The 13,247-nt window shown below is 71.7% G+C and carries 12 protein-coding genes; 8 read left to right on the top strand and 4 right to left on the bottom strand.

Going from position 1 to position 13,247, the window contains the following annotated elements; all coding sequences use genetic code 11:
• The first annotated feature begins 46 nt into the window (after positions 1 to 46).
• Both OO60_RS08820 and OO60_RS08815 read left to right on the top strand, forming a co-directional pair.
• A complete protein-coding gene (locus OO60_RS08820) occupies positions 47 to 682 on the top strand; it encodes a class I SAM-dependent methyltransferase (protein WP_004562801.1) in 636 nt (211 codons plus the stop codon).
• A gap of 72 nt (positions 683 to 754) precedes the next feature.
• Positions 755 to 1,627 (top strand): SGNH/GDSL hydrolase family protein, encoded by an 873-nt coding sequence (locus tag OO60_RS08815; RefSeq protein WP_004562800.1) that lies wholly within the window; start codon positions 755 to 757, stop codon positions 1,625 to 1,627.
• On the opposite strand, the gene OO60_RS08810 is transcribed toward OO60_RS08815, so the two are convergent.
• The gene (locus OO60_RS08810; RefSeq protein ID WP_033261163.1) at positions 1,611 to 2,387 is read right to left on the bottom strand and encodes an alpha/beta fold hydrolase; all 777 of its coding nucleotides are present in this window, start codon (positions 2,385 to 2,387) and stop codon (positions 1,611 to 1,613) included. The two genes, OO60_RS08815 and OO60_RS08810, sit on opposite strands and share 17 nt — an antisense overlap.
• Positions 2,388 to 2,390: 3 nt before the next feature.
• The gene (locus OO60_RS08805) at positions 2,391 to 3,152 is read right to left on the bottom strand and encodes an alpha/beta fold hydrolase (protein ID WP_004562798.1); all 762 of its coding nucleotides are present in this window, start codon (positions 3,150 to 3,152) and stop codon (positions 2,391 to 2,393) included.
• 88 nt (positions 3,153 to 3,240) lie between these two features.
• Here OO60_RS08805 and OO60_RS08800 point away from each other — a divergent pair, with 88 nt between their 5' ends.
• Positions 3,241 to 4,125 (top strand): LysR family transcriptional regulator, encoded by an 885-nt coding sequence (locus OO60_RS08800; protein WP_033261162.1) that lies wholly within the window; start codon positions 3,241 to 3,243, stop codon positions 4,123 to 4,125.
• An 82-nt stretch (positions 4,126 to 4,207) separates the two neighbouring features.
• Here OO60_RS08800 and OO60_RS08795 read toward each other — a convergent pair whose 3' ends face one another.
• Entirely contained in the window at positions 4,208 to 6,829 is a 2,622-nt protein-coding gene (locus OO60_RS08795; RefSeq protein ID WP_004562796.1) for a valine--tRNA ligase, read from the bottom strand.
• Positions 6,830 to 6,885: 56 nt separating this feature from the next.
• Here OO60_RS08795 and OO60_RS08790 point away from each other — a divergent pair, with 56 nt between their 5' ends.
• The 5 genes from OO60_RS08790 (at position 6,886) to OO60_RS08770 (ending at position 12,423) form a co-directional block, all read left to right on the top strand.
• On the top strand, positions 6,886 to 7,179 hold the full coding sequence (locus tag OO60_RS08790) for a hypothetical protein (RefSeq protein ID WP_004562795.1): 294 nt from the start codon (positions 6,886 to 6,888) through the stop codon (positions 7,177 to 7,179).
• Positions 7,180 to 7,229: 50 nt separating this feature from the next.
• Complete coding sequence (locus OO60_RS08785) at positions 7,230 to 8,228, top strand: hypothetical protein (RefSeq protein ID WP_004562794.1); 999 nt, start codon at positions 7,230 to 7,232, stop codon at positions 8,226 to 8,228.
• 42 nt (positions 8,229 to 8,270) lie between these two features.
• On the top strand, positions 8,271 to 8,708 hold the full coding sequence (locus OO60_RS08780) for a MarR family winged helix-turn-helix transcriptional regulator (protein WP_033261161.1): 438 nt from the start codon (positions 8,271 to 8,273) through the stop codon (positions 8,706 to 8,708).
• Positions 8,709 to 8,772: 64 nt separating this feature from the next.
• Complete coding sequence (locus tag OO60_RS08775) at positions 8,773 to 10,074, top strand: MFS transporter (RefSeq protein ID WP_033261227.1); 1,302 nt, start codon at positions 8,773 to 8,775, stop codon at positions 10,072 to 10,074.
• A gap of 42 nt (positions 10,075 to 10,116) precedes the next feature.
• The gene (locus OO60_RS08770) at positions 10,117 to 12,423 is read left to right on the top strand and encodes an FdhF/YdeP family oxidoreductase (RefSeq protein WP_004562791.1); all 2,307 of its coding nucleotides are present in this window, start codon (positions 10,117 to 10,119) and stop codon (positions 12,421 to 12,423) included.
• A gap of 3 nt (positions 12,424 to 12,426) precedes the next feature.
• Here OO60_RS08770 and OO60_RS08765 read toward each other — a convergent pair whose 3' ends face one another.
• On the bottom strand, positions 12,427 to 13,035 hold the full coding sequence (locus OO60_RS08765) for a hypothetical protein (protein ID WP_004562790.1): 609 nt from the start codon (positions 13,033 to 13,035) through the stop codon (positions 12,427 to 12,429).
• Positions 13,036 to 13,247 lie beyond the last annotated feature (212 nt).

Raw genomic sequence — 13,247 nt, 5'->3', positions numbered from 1 at the left:
ACTTGCCTTCCGAGTCTACGTGCGTGCCGGGTGGCACTCTCGACGCATGCCGTTCAACCACAACGACCACTACCACCCGCTGCTGCTGGACCTGCTGCCGCCGGGGCCGGGGATCGCGCTGGACGTCGGCTGCGGCACCGGCCGGTTCGCGCGGCGGCTGGCCGCGACCGGCATGGCGGTGGAGGCGGTCGACGTCTCGGCGGCGATGGTCGGGGCGGCGGCCGGGCTCGGGTCGCCGGGGCCCGGCGAGATCGTCTACCGGCAGGCTGACGTCACCACGGACGCGCTGCCCGAGGCGCACTACGACTACATCTCGTGCCTGGCGTCGCTGCACCACATGCCGTTCGAAACGGTCGCCAAGCTGCGCCGCGCGCTGGTGCCGGGCGGGGTGCTCGTGGTGCTCGGCCTGGCGAAGCCGAGCACGCCGGCGGACTGGGCGCGTGCCCTCGCGGCGTTCCCGGTCAACGCGCTCGCGCGGCTGGTCGTCTACGCCGGCGAACGGCTGAACGGCGGCCCCGAAGAGGGTCCGAAGGCCCCGGTCGTCGACGACTACCCGACGCTGGCCGAGCTGCGCCGCGAGTCGGCCCGGCTGCTGCCCGGGAGCACGGTCCGGCCGCTGCTGTTCTGGCGCACCTTGATCACTTACCGTGAGCACGGCGACGGTGACCCGACTGGCGGGTGAAGTCCGTCCCCTCGGCGGCCGGGGCTCGCTAAATCTGGTGGCAGCAGTTCCACCAGCGAGAACGGGGTCTTCATGCGCACCACCCGGCTGCTCGTCGCCGGCTTCTCGGCAGCCATCCTGCTCACCACCACCGCGGCCGCCGCGTCGGCGGCCGAGTACCACCACTACGTCGCCCTCGGCGACTCCTACACCTCCGGGCCGTACATCCCGGTCCAGCGAATCGACCCGCTCGGCTGCGGGCGGTCGACGGCGAACTACCCGTCGGTGGTGGCCGCGGCCCTGCACCCGGGTCGGTTCACCGACGTCAGCTGCGCCGGGGCGGACACCACGAACATGACCCGGCCGCAGAAGGTGCCCTTCGACGGCACCAACGCCCCGCAGCTGGACGCCCTGCGCGTCGACACCGACCTGGTCACCCTCGGCATCGGCGGCAACGACTACGGCGTGTTCGGCACCCTGACCGCGACCTGTCCCGGATTGCGGGCGAGCGACCCGACGGGCAGCCCGTGCGAACAGCACTTCAGCGCGAGCGGCACGGACACGATCATGGCGGCGATCGACAACATCGGCCCGCGGGTCGAGGCGGCGCTCGCCACGGTCCACGAGCGCTCGCCGGGCGCGCGGGTCCTGCTGGTCGGGTACCCGCGGATCGCCCCCGAACAGGGCTACTGCCCGGACGTGCTGCCGTTCGCCGACGGCGACTACGCGTGGCTGAACAGCGTCGAAGAAGCCCTGAACCGGACGCTGTCCGACGCCGCGGACGCGGACGGGAAGGCGGAGTACGTCGACACCTTCGGCCCGTCACGCGGCCACGACGCCTGCGCCCGCGGCGGCTCGGCGTGGATCAACGGCAAGAACCAGGACGTCTTCGCCGCGGCCGCCTACCACCCGGTCAAGGCCGGGATGGCCGGCGTGGCCGCGGTGGTGCTCAAGGCGCTGACCTGACGAAGTCCAGCACGAGCCGGGCGAACTCGGCCGGCAGTTCGGCCGGGGCACCGTGCCCCGCGTCGATCTCGGCGGCGCGCGCGTCCGGGATCGCGGCGGCCAGCGCCCGCTGCTGGTCCGCGGTGACGATCCGGTCGTGCGCGCTGCCGAGCACGAGCACCGGCGCGGTGATCCGGCCGAGCACCGGACGGAGGTCGACGGCGCGGTCGGCCGCGATCTGGCGGTCCGTGCCCGGTTGGATCGCCGGTTCGAGGGTCTTGACGAGCTGTTCGTTGCTCTCCGCGGTGGCCTGGTCCCAGTAGCGCGGGCCGAAGGCCATCAGCGGGAGCATCCGGGCGAAGGTCCCGGTCTCCAGCAGGTCCAGCCAGTAGCGGAACTCGGCGTCCTGCCTGGTGTCGGTGACCGGCCAGGCGGCGTGCAGGACCGCGGACCGGACCCGGTCCGGGCGGGTGCCGGCCAGGTGCGCCGCCACGACCGCGCCGAGCGAGTGCCCGACGACGTGCGCGGCGCCGAACCCGGCGTGGTCCAGGACGGCTTCGGCCTGGGCGGCGAGGGCTTCGACGGTGATCGGGCCGCCGCCGTCGGTGGTCCGGCCGGAGCCGGGGAAGTCGGGGGCCAGGACGGTGAAGCCTGTTGCCAGCGCGGTCAGCGGCGCCCACTGTTCGCGGGAGGCGGCAGTGCCGTGGAGCAGGAGCAGACCGGGGCCGTCGCCGGTCCGGTCGTAGTGGACGACGGCGTCTTCGAAGGTCACTTTCGGCATCGTTCAGGCGATTTCCCGGAGGGCGGCGGTGAACGCGCGCGGGTTTTCCTGGTGCGGCAGGTGCCCGCAGCCGGCGAGGACGTGCACGCGGGCGCCGGGCGTCTCGGCGGCGCAGGTGCGCGGCACGTCCAGGGGGATTTCGGCGTCGAGTTCGCCGTGCAGGTAGGTGATCGGGGTCTTGAGGTCCGCCAGCCGGGGCCGCGGGTCGTAGGTGGTGCACTCGGTGAACAGCTCGTCGATGTAGGCACCGGAGTCGAGCAGCTGGCGGACGGTCCAGTCGACGAGCTCGCGCGCGGCGCCCGGGGCGAACCAGTTCGGCACCCAGTCCCCGAGGGTGCCCGCCCGGTCGTCGACGAGCCGTTCCCGAAGGTCGCGGACCTTCTCCAGCATGCCGGTGCTGGGCCAGTACGCGGGGCTGTCGACGGCGACGACGTGGTTCACGAGATCGGGCCGGGCGAGGGCCAGTTCGGTGGCGAAGACGCCGCCGATGCTCGACCCGGCGACGGTGGGTTCGATTTCCAGCGTCTCGATGACCTCGGCGAGATCCGCGGTGATCCGGGCGATGGTGTTGCCGTCGGCGGGGTGGTCGGAGCGGCCGCAGCCGCGCCAGTCGAGGGTGACGACGCGGTGGTCGCGCACGAGATCGGGCAGGCACGACTGCCAGACGCGGCCGCTGGTCCCCCAGCCGTGCAGGAGCAGCAGGGCCGGGCCGGTGCCGGCGTCTTCGTAGTGGAGGCGGATGTTGTCGACGTCCAAGAGGGGCATGCCGTCGAGCTTGGGGTTCGGCTCGGCGCTTTTCGAGGGGCAGTCCGCTCCTACACTGATCACGAAGCCTGATGAATGGGGTCGGCCGGTGGAGCTGCGTCAGCTGAGGTATTTCGTGACGGTCGCGGAGGAGCTGCACTTCGGCCGCGCGGCGGAGCGGCTGCACATCGTCCAGCCGGCGGTGAGCCAGCAGATCCGGCGGCTGGAGCGTTCGCTGGGCGTGCCGCTGTTGACGCGCACGACGCGGTCGGTGGCGTTGACGGAGGCGGGGCAGCGGTTCCTGCCGGAGGCCCGGGCGGTGCTGACGGCGGCCCGGCGGGCGGAATCGTCGGTGGCGGACTTCCGCGACGTCCGGCTGCTGCGGCTCGGCACGAGCGAGGGCCTGGGCGACCGCTTGGACGTGCTGCTGGCCGAGTTCACGCGGCGGGCCCCGGAGGCGCAACTGGAGCTGGTCCACGCACCGACAGCCGAGCGGCTGCAGCGAGTCCGGGACGGATCGCTGGACGCCACGATCGTCCGGGGCTCCCGGTCTTCCCCCGGGCTCGACTTTACTCCACTGTGGACGGATGAGGTGGTGGTGGCCCTGCCGGCTTCGCACCCGCTGGCCGGGTCGGAGGTGGTCCCGTTCGCCTCGCTGGCCGCCATTCCGGCGCGGTTGAGCTCGCCTGCGCGGAACCAGCCGTTGTACGACCTGGTGGTGTCCTGCTGCCGGGAGGCGGGCTTCGAGCCGCTGCTGGGCCCGGACTTCACGACGGCTCAGGACACACTGGGGACGCTGGGGTTCGGCCGTCCACACTGGACGGTGTTCTACCGGGCGCACGCCAATCTGCTGCCGGTGCCGGGGGTGGTGTTCCGGCCGCTCCGGGACCCCTCACCGCGGATGCCGACGTACCTGGCCACGCCTTCGGACCGGCGGGTGACACCCGAGGTGGTCGCGTTGATCGAAGGGGCGCGGGCCACCGAGGCCGGCTGAGCAGCCCCCGTTTTCCACGCTACCCGAGGGGTACGACAAAGCCCGGCACTCCCGCGAGAGAGCACCGGGCTTCGTCCACAACTCAGGAAGCCGGAAGAGTCGCCAAGCGGGCCGTGATGCGGTCGATGTCCGCCGCCGCCGTTTCCTTGCGGGTCTTGATCTTGGCCACGACCTGCTCCGGGGCCTTCGCGATGAATGCCTCGTTGCCCAGCTTGGCCTCCGTCTGCGACAGCTCCTTCTCCGCCGCCGCGAGGTCCTTCTGGAGGCGCTTGCGCTCGGCCGCCACGTCGACCGTTCCCGACAGGTCCAGCTCCAGCGTCACCACGCCGTCCGCCAGGGCCACCTCCAGCGAGGCGCTCGCCGCGAAGTCGTCGGACGCCGGCGTCAACCGGACCAGGGACCGGATCGCCTCCTCGTGGCCGCCCGCGTAACCCGCCAAGCGCGCCGCCACCTTCTGGCCCGGCTTCAGCCCCTGGTCCGCGCGGAAGCGGCGGATCTCCGTCACCAGCTTCTGGACGTCCGCGATCCGGGCGTCGGCGACGGGATCCGCGTACCCCTCGAACGGCACCGGCCAAGCCGCGACGACCAAGGACTCGCCGCCGGTCAACGCCGTCCACAGCTTCTCGGTGATGAACGGGATGAACGGGTGCAGCAACCTCAGCACCGTGTCCAGCACGTGGCCCAGCACCGAGCGCGTAGCCGCCACCCGCGAGGAGTCTCCCTGGTACAGCTGGACCTTCGCCAGCTCCAGGTACCAGTCGCACAGCTCGTTCCAGGTGAACTGGTAGAGCGCGCCCGCCACCTTCGCGAACTGGAAGTCCTCGAACAGGCCGTCCACTTCGGACACCAGCGCGCCGAGCCGTCCCAAGATCCAGCGGTCCGCCTCGGTCAGGTCGGCAGCAGGCGGAAGAGCGGAAGCGACCGAAGCCCCGTTCATCATCGCGAACTTCGTCGCGTTCCACAGCTTCGTGCAGAAGTTGCGGGACCCCGCCGCCCACTCGTCGGCCAGTGCCATGTCCGCGCCCGGGTTGGCGCCGCGGGCCAGGGTGAACCGGGTGGCGTCCGCGCCGTACGCGTCCATCCACTCCAGCGGGTCGATCACGTTGCCGCGCGACTTCGACATCTTCTTGCCCTGCGCGTCGCGGATCAGGCCGTGCAGGTACACGTGGTCGAACGGCTGCTTGCCGTCCATCTGGTGCACGCCGAACATCATCATCCGGACCACCCAGAAGAACAGGATGTCGTAGCCGGTCGACAGGACGCTCGTCGGATAGAACTTCGCCAGATCCGCCGACGACGACGGCCAGCCCAGCGTCGACATCGGCCACAGGCCCGAGGAGAACCACGTGTCCAGCACGTCCGGGTCCTGCGTCCAGCCCTCGCCCGACGGCGGCTGCTCGTCCGGGCCGACGCACACCACTTCGCCGTCCGGGCCGTAGTACACCGGGATGCGGTGGCCCCACCACAGCTGGCGCGAGATCGTCCAGTCGTGCATGTTGTCGACCCAGTCGAAGTACCGCTTGCCCAGCTCCGGCGGGTGGATCTTCGTGCGGCCGTCGCGGACCGCGTCGCCCGCGAGGCGGGCCAGCTCCTCGACCTTCACCCACCACTGCAGCGACAGCCGCGGCTCCACCACCGTGTCACACCGCGAGCAGTGCCCCACCGCGTGCACGTACGGCCGCTTCTCGGCGACGATCCGGCCGGCCTCGCGCAGCGCGGCGACGACCGCCGGGCGCGCCTCGAAGCGGTCGAGGCCCTCGAACGGCCCCGGCGCGGTGATCTCCGCGCGCTCGTTCATGATCGTCAGCATCGGCAGGTCGTGGCGGCGGCCGATCTCGAAGTCGTTCGGGTCGTGCGCCGGGGTGACCTTCACCGCACCCGTGCCGAACTCCGGGTCGACGTGCTTGTCGGCCACGATCGGGATGCGGCGGCCGGTCAGCGGCAGCTCGACCTCGGTGCCGACCAGGTGCGCGTACCGCTCGTCGTCCGGGTGGACGGCGACCGCGGTGTCACCCAGCATCGTCTCCGCGCGGGTGGTCGCCACGACGATGGCGCCGTCACCGTCGCCGTAGCGGATCGACACGAGTTCGCCGTCGTCGTCGTTGTGGTCGACCTCGATGTCCGAGAGCGCCGTCTGGCAGCGCGGGCACCAGTTGATGATCCGCTCGGCCCGGTAGATCAGGCCCTCGTCGTAGAAGTTCTTGAACACCGTCTGGACGGCCTTCGAGAGGTTCTCGTCCATGGTGAACCGCTCGCGCGACCAGTCGACGCCGTCGCCGAGGCGCTTCATCTGGCCGAGGATCTTGCCGCCGTACTCGGCCTTCCACTCCCAGACCCGCTCGACGAACTTCTCCCGGCCCAGGTCGTGGCGCGAAAGGCCCTCGCCGGCCAGCTGCCGCTCGACGACGTTCTGCGTCGCGATGCCCGCGTGGTCCATGCCCGGTAGCCACAGCACCTCGTAGCCCTGCATGCGACGGCGGCGGCTCATCGCGTCCATCAGGGTGTGGTTGAGGGCGTGCCCCATGTGCAGCGAACCGGTGACGTTCGGTGGCGGCAGTACGATCGAGAACGGCGGCTTCCCCGACGAGGCGTCGGCCGTGAAGTACCCGGCCGCTACCCAGCGGTCGTACATCGGTGCTTCCTCGGCGGCCGGGTCCCAGGCACCCGGAAGGTCGGTGGTCTGCTGCGGAGCGTTCTCGGTCACAATGGACAAGTCTACGAACCCGTCACGGCGGGTCACCCAGGGGGAAGGCACTCGGGATGTCACAGCCTCAGCAGCCGCAGGATCCGGACGACCGGCGCCTCGAGACGCACCCGGACCTGATGAACCCGGACTGGCAGAAGTACGCCGCACGGGACGCCTGGCTGGGCGCGAAGAAGGACCTCAAGAAGCGCCGCAAGCACGAGCGCCGCGCGGGCGGCTTCCAGCAGCCGGGGACCAGCCGCTGGCCGGGCGTGCTCGCCCTGCTGGTCGTGGTCGCCCTGGTCGCGGCGGCGGTCATCCTGCACCAGCTCCAGGGCGCCGGCGTCAACGAAATCGCGTACTTCGGGTAACGCCCGTCCCCCGTCGCCGATGATCAGTCGTCGACCTTGGGGGGACGCACGTGGACGAGGACAACCCGCTCGACTCGCACCCGGACCTGATGGACCCGGACTGGCGCAAGCACGCGCAGACCGACGCCTGGCTGGGCGCGAAGAAGGACCGCAAGCAGTTCCGCAAGCAGCAGAAACGCGCCGCGCGCGGCCCGCGCCGCCGGTGGTGGGTCTTCGCCGTGTTCGTGCTGATCCTGGCCGTGACGACGGCGGCGATCGTGCTGATCGGCCGCCGCCCCGCCCGCGACGCCGCGCCGCCGGACCCGACGTCGGTGCCGGACGTCGCCGCGGTCGACCTGGCCCGCCCGTACGCGCACACCCCCGCCGACACCTGGCCGAAGGGCCTCGACGGCATCACGTCCCCCGCCGCGGCCGCCGTCGGCGCCTTCAAGGCCGGCGCGGTCGCCGACGCCTACGCGAAGGTCCGGCAGGCCATCAGCACCGCCCACCTCGACCCGGCGGTGCTGACCGGCCACGACGGCAAGGCGTATGCGGCGTTGTTCGCCCCCGACGACCGCGACCAGATCGTCCCGGAGCTGGCCAAGAAGCCGGTCAAGCACCAGGGCGGCTTCGCCGCGTATCTCACCGAGATCGCCGACGGCTACCACCTGCTCGACGCCGGCCCCCGCACCTTCGGCACGCTCACCGCGCGCGCCGGCGCCAAGCCCGGTGAGCTGGTCGTCGAGGCGAAGTACGCGGTCGCCTACGCCTTCGACCACCCCCACCCCAAGGAGCTCATGAGCCCCGCGGAGATCGTCACGTTCCAGCGCCTCGACGAGACGTACGTGCTCCGGAGCGGCTCGTCGTTCACGAAGAGCAGCCACGGCCTGTGGCTCGACTCCACGACCGGCGCGTACTCGTCGGTGGGCTGCGCGGCGGCGAACGAGGGCTACCTGGCACCGGGTTACGCGAACCCGCGGTCCGCCGCGCCGCAGACCGGCGAGCACGACGCGCCCGGCTACTACGACCCGAAGTACCCGGTCCCGACCCTCGACGGCTGCCCCGCGTAGCGCCAGGATGCACAGCCTGGACTGCACAGCTAAACTGTGTGTATGGGCGAAGTACCTCCGCACGTGGCCGAGAGCGCGGGCTGGATCCGCGGGGTCGTCGGGCAGCTGCACCGCCGGCTGCGCCACGTCGACAACGCCGGGATCCTGACGCCGTCGCAGTCCGCCGTGCTCCACCGGCTGCACCGCGAAGGCCCGGCCACCCAGGGCGAGCTCGCCGCGGCCGAGCACGTGCGGCAGCAGTCGATGGCCGCCACCCTCGGCGTCCTCGACGAGCTCGGCTACCTCGCCCGCACGCCCGATCCGGCCGACCGGCGGCGCGTGGTGATCAGCCTGTCCGGCGCCGGCCGCGACACCGTGCGCGGAATCCAGCAGAACCGCGACGAGTGGCTGGCCCGCGCCCTGCTGGACGAGCTGTCCCCCGCCGAACTCGACACCGTCACCCGCGCGCTGCCGTTGCTGCAGCGTGTTGCCGAGCACTGAAGGAGTGCGTACGAGCACCGTCACCGCCCCCGCCAAGTTCGGCGCCCGCCTGGTCACCCCGCTGGTGGCCGGCGCGGTGCTCAACCCGATCAACTCCACGCTCATCGCCGTCGCGCTCGTCCCGATCGGGCGGAGCTTCGGCGCCGGCCCCGGCCAGACCGCCTGGCTCATCTCCGCGCTCTACCTGGCCACCGCGGTCGGGCAGCCGGTGGTGGGGCTGCTGGTGGACCGCTACGGCGCCCGCCGTGTCCTGCTCGGCGGAGCGAGCCTGGTGATCGCCGCCGGGGTCGCGGGCCTGATCCCGGTGTCCGTCGGCTGGCTGACCGGGGTGCGGGTCGTGCTGGGCCTGGGCACGTGCGCCGGGTTCCCGGCCGCGATGGCCGTGCTGCGCCACCACGCCGAAGCCCACGGCCAGGGCGTGCCCGCCCGCGTGCTGTCGGTGCTGTCGATGTCCGCGCAGACGGTGATGGTGATCGGCCCGACGCTGGGCGGGGTGCTGATCGGCCTGTTCGGCTGGCCGGCCATCTTCGCGGTGAACATCCCGCTCGCCGGGCTGTCGCTGGTGCTGGCGCTGCTGTGGGTGCCGAAGGACGAGCGCGGCGAACGCACCGCCACCCGGATCGACGTGCTCGGCATCGCGCTGTTCTCCGCGACCCTGCTCGCGCTCCTGTTCTTCCTGATGGACCCGGGCACCGAGGTCTGGCTGCTCGCCGTCGCCGCCGCCTTCGGGACCGCCTTCACCCTCGTCGAACTGCGGCGTGACGCGCCCTTCCTCGACCTGCGGATGCTCGCGGCCAACCGCGCGATCCTGCGGACGTACCTGCGGCAGGCGCTCAGCTTCATGGCCATCTACGCGATCATGTTCGGCTACGTCCAGTGGCTGGAGACCGCGCGGCAGCTGTCGGAGGAAGCCGCCGGGCTGATGCTGCTGCCGATGTCGGGCACGGCCGTCTGCGCCGCGGCCTTCTCCGGGCGCGCGTCCGGGATCAGGGCACGGCTGGTCACCGTGGCGGTGGCGCTGGCCGGCGGCTCGGCCCTGCTGCTGCTCGTCCACGACGGCACCTGGGCCGGCGCGCTGCTCGCGCTGGCCGCGTTGTTCGGCCTGGCCCAGGGCCTGACCAGCGTCGCGAACCAGACGACGCTCTACCGCGAAGCGCCCGCCGAGCAGATGGGCACGGCCAGCGGCCTGTTCCGCACCGCCCAGTACCTCGGCGCGATCGTGGCCTCGACGCTCATCGCCCTCTGCTACGGCCCGCACGCGGACTCCGCGGGCCTGCACCGGCTGGCCGTCGCGCTCGTCGTCATCAGCGCGCTGTTGCTGCTCGTCACCGTCGCCGACCGGGGGCTGCGCGCCGGAAAGGCGTGACCCTCGTGGCGCCCGGCGATCATCGAGGCGCACGATGAACCCATGACCCGTGAAGCGCCGGCGCAGGACGTGGACGAGACCCGCCTCGAAGTGGGCAAGCCGAAGGGCTGGGCGGCCGGGATACCCGGGGTGGCCGTGTCGCTCGCGCGCAGCGTCGAGCAGATGGGCACCGGGCGGACCATCAAGGCCCTGCGGCTGCTGAACCAGCGCGAGGGCTTCGACTGCCCGGGCTGCGCGTGGCCGGAACCCCGCGAGGTCGACGGCGAGAAGCGCAAACTGGCCGAGTTCTGCGAAAACGGCGCCAAGGCCGTCGCCGAAGAAGCCACGAAACGGCGGGTGGACCGCGAGTTCTTCGCGAAGCACCCGCTCCGGGAGCTGACGACCAAGACCGACTACTGGCTGGGCCAGCAGGGCCGGATCACCGAGCCGTTCGTGCTGCGCGAAGGCGCCACGCACTACGAGCCGATCTCCTGGGACGACGCGTTCGAGCTGGTCGCGGGCGAGCTCAAGGCGCTGACCGACCCGGACGAAGCGATCTTCTACACCTCCGGCCGCACCAGCAACGAGGCTGCGTTCCTCTACCAGCTCCTGGTGCGTTCCTTCGGTACCAACAACCTTCCGGACTGCAGCAACATGTGCCACGAGTCCTCGGGCGCGGCGCTGTCGGCCACCACCGGCGTCGGCAAGGGCTCGGTGAGCCTGGCCGACATCCACAAGGCCGACCTCATCGTCGTCGTCGGGCAGAACCCGGGCACCAACCACCCGCGGATGCTCTCGGCGCTCGAGGAGGCCAAGGGCAACGGCGCCAAGATCATCGCCGTCAACCCGCTGCCCGAGGCCGGGCTGATGCGGTTCAAGAACCCGCAGAACGTCCGCGGGGTCGTCGGGCAGGGCACGCCGCTGGCCGACGAGTTCGCCCAGATCCGCCTCGGCGGCGACCTGGCGCTGTTCCAGGCCGTCGGGCACCTGCTGCTGGCCTGGGACGCCGAAGCGCCGGGCACGATCGTCGACCGCGAGTTCGTCGACCGGGTCACCGACGGCTTCGACGACTACGCCAAGCACCTGCGGGAGATCGACTGGACGGCGATCGAGCGGGCGACCGGCCTGCCGCGTGCGCAGATCGAGCGCGTCGCGCGGATGATCGCGTCGTCCGAGCGCACGATCTACTGCTGGGCGATGGGGCTCACCCAGCACAAGCACGCCGTCCCGACGATCTCCGAGATCGCCAACCTGGCCCTGATGCGCGGCATGATCGGCAAACCCGGCGCCGGGCTGTGCCCGGTGCGCGGGCACTCGAACGTCCAAGGCGACCGGACCATGGGCATCTGGGAGAAGATGCCGCAGTCGTTCCTCGACGCCCTCGCCGCCGAGTTCGGCATCGAGGTCCCCCGCGAGCACGGCTTCGACACCGTCGACGCGATCCGGGCGATGCGCGACGGCCGCGGCAAGGTGTTCTTCGCCGTCGGCGGCAACTTCGCGTCGGCCACGCCGGACTCGGAGCTGACCGAGCGGGCGCTGAGCTCGTGCTCGCTGACCGTGCACGTGTCCACGAAGCTGAACCGGTCGCACGTCGTGCACGGCACCACGGCGGTGATCCTGCCCACGCTCGGCCGCACCGAGCGGGACGTCCAGGCCGGCGGCGAGCAGTTCGTCACCGTCGAGGACTCGATGTCGCAGGTGCACACCTCGCGCGGGCGCCTGAAGCCGGCGAGCGAGCACCTGCTGTCCGAGGTCGCGATCCTGTGCCGGCTGGCCGAAAAGCTGTTCGGCGCGGGCCACGCCGTCCCGTGGCGCACCTTCGAGGCCGACTACGACCTGATCCGGGACCGGATCTCGCGGGTCGTGCCGGGCTGCCAGGACTACAACCGCCGCGTCCGCGAGCCGGACGGCTTCGTGCTGCCGCACGCCCCGCGCGACTCCCGCGAGTTCACCGGCACCGCGAACGGCAAGGGCAACTTCACCGTGTCCGGGCTGGAGTACCCGCAGGCGCCCGCGGGCCGGCTGCTGCTGCAGACCCTGCGCAGCCACGACCAGTACAACACCACGATCTACGGCCTGTCGGACCGCTACCGCGGCATCGAGAACGCCCGCCGGGTCGTGCTGGTGCACCCGGACGACCTGACCGCGCTCGGCCTCGCGGACGGCGCGGTGGTCGACCTGGTCTCCGAGTGGCGCGACGGCGACCGGCGCGCGCCCGCGTTCCGGATCGTGGCCTACCCGACCGCCCGCGGCTGCGCGGCGGCGTACTTCCCGGAGGCGAACGCGCTGGTGCCGCTGGACTCGGTCGCGGACAAGTCGAACACGCCGGTGTCGAAGGCGATCGTGGTGCGGCTCGAGCCCCGGCCCTGACACTCAGCCCTGGAAGTTCCGCTGCAGGGTGCCGGTCATGTCGGTCATCGAGGCCTGGACGTTGTCCAGCGACGCGGGCGTGATCAGCGCGGCCTCGGTGCCGCCGTCGGCGATGGCCAGCCCCAGCACGACGTTCCCGGTGCGCACGGCGGCCCACTGCTCGGCGATCCCGGCCTCGTCCCCGACCCCGGTGACGAGCCGGACGCCGGAGTGGTCGCCGAGCGCGTCGGTCATCAGCTGGCTCGCCTTCGTGGCGCCCTGGTCGGGGTCGGCATCGGTGAACCGGACCACGGCGATCGTGACGAGCCGGTAGTCCTGCAGGTCGGCCTTCCCGCCGCCGAGGTCACGGGCGAACAGGCGCTTGCAGCCGGTGGCCTCGGTGCCGTCGCCGGGCTGGTCCTCCGGGACGACCTTGGCTTCGGCGGTCTTCACCGAGCCGGCCGGGATTTCGACGGTCCCGGGCGCGAGCTGCGCCTGCAGGTTGCCGCCGGGGAGCCGGCAGGCGTCGATCGCGCCGGGGTAGTGGACCGAAGCGGACGCCGACTGACATCCGGCACAAAGCACGGCGAGGACCGGCAAGATCCATCGGCCGCGGGCGAAGCTGGTGCGCATAAATCCCGGACTTTCCGTATTCCCTGAAATTGACTTTCCGACTCGCTCACCGATCGGGTGAACTTTTCGGGCCGTCACGTGGTCCTGCCCGCCGACGGTCACCGCACCCTGCCTCACCAGTGCGGCAGCGTCAAGACCAGTGACCCGGGTGGTCCGCCGTGGTCCGGTACCGGGTGGCCGGGGGCAATTCCGGGAATATTTCAGAGAATCCG

It is taken from the genome of Amycolatopsis vancoresmycina (assembly GCF_000716785.1).
Lineage (GTDB): Bacteria > Actinomycetota > Actinomycetes > Mycobacteriales > Pseudonocardiaceae > Amycolatopsis > Amycolatopsis vancoresmycina.
This window is presented reverse-complemented; position numbering and strand designations above follow the sequence as displayed.

Coding starts and splice junctions, on each gene's coding strand:
- OO60_RS08765 (WP_004562790.1), bottom strand. CDS start 13,035: ATGCGCACCAGCTTCGCCCGCGGCCGATGGATCTTGCCGGTCCTCGCC.
- OO60_RS08770 (WP_004562791.1), top strand. CDS start 10,117: ATGACCCGTGAAGCGCCGGCGCAGGACGTGGACGAGACCCGCCTCGAA.
- OO60_RS08815 (WP_004562800.1), top strand. CDS start 755: ATGCGCACCACCCGGCTGCTCGTCGCCGGCTTCTCGGCAGCCATCCTG.
- OO60_RS08820 (WP_004562801.1), top strand. CDS start 47: ATGCCGTTCAACCACAACGACCACTACCACCCGCTGCTGCTGGACCTG.
- OO60_RS08805 (WP_004562798.1), bottom strand. CDS start 3,152: ATGCCCCTCTTGGACGTCGACAACATCCGCCTCCACTACGAAGACGCC.
- OO60_RS08790 (WP_004562795.1), top strand. CDS start 6,886: ATGTCACAGCCTCAGCAGCCGCAGGATCCGGACGACCGGCGCCTCGAG.
- OO60_RS08810 (WP_033261163.1), bottom strand. CDS start 2,387: ATGCCGAAAGTGACCTTCGAAGACGCCGTCGTCCACTACGACCGGACC.
- OO60_RS08780 (WP_033261161.1), top strand. CDS start 8,271: ATGGGCGAAGTACCTCCGCACGTGGCCGAGAGCGCGGGCTGGATCCGC.